We start from the raw sequence: 1,708 nt of genomic DNA, 5'->3' as shown, positions 1-1,708 counted from the left end.
GGGACGGCGGTGGGCGTCCCGGCGCCGCGCGGAGCCGGGACCGCTCGATCGGGCTCGGCGAGCGCGCCCGGTCGGGCGGTACGACTCAGTCCTCGTGTCTCAGCAGTTCGGAGCGCTCCAGAACCGGCTCGACTTGTTGCCGACGTGGACATGGTCGTTGTGCCCCGGATAGCCCTGCCCGAGGATCTCCTCGAACCCGGCCGAGCGCGCGCCACTCCACATCTCGCACTGGCTCGGGCCGCTCGCCAGCCCGAGGTCGGCGGCCTGGCCGTACATGTGCAGGCTCGTCGACGACCCGCCGACCGCCGAGTTGCACGACACGCTGCGGAAGCCGGAGGTCACCGCGATCGGACGGTCACCGAGCTTGTGCCGCAGCGCTTCGAGCTGCCACATGATGCGCTTGATGTTCTCCCGCGCCGTGGCGGCCGATACCTTGCCGCCCTGGTAGTTGTTGGCGCCGCAGTTGTCGTTGAACTCCGAGTGGCTGAAGTGCGCGGGTGTGCAGTCCGCGTCCTGCAGCGCGTAGATCTGGTTGTAGGTCTGGGGACCGGCCACGCCGTCGGCGGCGAGACCGTACCCGCTCTGGAATCGTTTCACGGCCGCCTCGGTGGCGGGTCCGTACTGCCCGTCGATGGCCAGGTTCTCGCCGTAGCTCACCCAGCCCGCGACCCGGATCTGGAGCTGGGTGACATCGCTGCCACTCGCGCCCCGTTGCAGGGTCCGGTCCCAGGTGTAGCAAGCGTCGGCCGAGGCGGTCGGTGGTGCGGTGGCAGCACCGACGACCATGCCGCTCACAGCGAGGGCGAGTGCGGTGAACAGGAGTGCCAGACGTCTGCGCATTGCGCCTCCGTGGGTGCGTGTGCGGAAATCGCCACGCGCCATGCTCGGGGCGTGCGAACCGGACGGTCAACGCGTTTCGGCGACGTCCGTCGATCGGCCGCGACCGTCCGTTGTAGGCCGAATGCCGGAATCCGCCGTCGCCTCCGGTCCCCGCTGACGTCGTGTTCCGCCTGCCGGTGCGCGGTCGCCGGGCGGGTGCCGGAGCCCTCGCGGACCACGGCACCCGGGGGGCCGGGCCACGCCACGCGTGACGCCGCGACCGTCCGGACCGCGAAACACGTGTATCAGTTGCGGGAAGCGGGCCGTGACCGGAGCGTGCCGTGCCGGACGTCGTCGGCGCCGTAATGCGGTTCGCCCCCTGAACACACGACGGGTCCGGCCGTCCGAAAGGGACGATCGGACCCGGGCAACCCCGCGGGGTTCGACGCGGCCCGCGCGTGCTCAGTAGCCGCGGTAACCGCCACCCGCCGCCATCTGGGCAAGGCCGGGGTGTTCGGCGAAGCTGCCGTAACGGTCGAGTGTGTACCGCACGCCCGCGATGATGTTGTCGACCGGGTTGTAGATGTCGTCGTAGCCCGGAAGCTTGTAGGCGTTGAAGGTCGGGTCGATGGTCTGCATCAGGCCCTTCGACGGGGTACCGCGCTTGGCGTTGATGTCCCAGTTGTTGATCGCCCTGGGGTCCCCGCTCGACTCCTTCTCGATGACGGTGCGGATCTCGTCGATGTGCTCCTCCGAGACCGCGACGCCCTCGGCCTGCATGATGTCGATGGCGGTGCGGATCCAGCCGTCGAGCTGGTCGACGGGCTCCACCGGGGCCGGTGCCGGTGCCGGGGCCGGGGCCGCGGCGCCTCCGCCCTTGGCCTCCGCG

The 1,708-nt window shown here is 70.6% G+C and carries 2 protein-coding genes; both read right to left on the bottom strand.

All coding sequences use genetic code 11. The features are described 5' to 3' along the window. Positions 1-99: 99 nt before the first annotated feature. Complete coding sequence (locus SACSA_RS0104930; protein ID WP_019814034.1) at positions 100-840, bottom strand: M15 family metallopeptidase; 741 nt, start codon at positions 838-840, stop codon at positions 100-102. 441 nt (positions 841-1,281) lie between these two features. After that, positions 1,282-1,708 (bottom strand): transglycosylase SLT domain-containing protein (locus SACSA_RS21575; protein ID WP_083940160.1); only part of this gene is annotated, 427 nt, incomplete at its 5' end.

This window comes from Saccharomonospora saliphila YIM 90502, assembly GCF_000383795.1.
Classification (GTDB): Bacteria; Actinomycetota; Actinomycetes; order Mycobacteriales; family Pseudonocardiaceae; genus Saccharomonospora; species Saccharomonospora saliphila.
The sequence above is the reverse complement of the archived record's forward strand: the minus strand, read 5'-3'. Positions and strand labels throughout refer to the sequence as shown.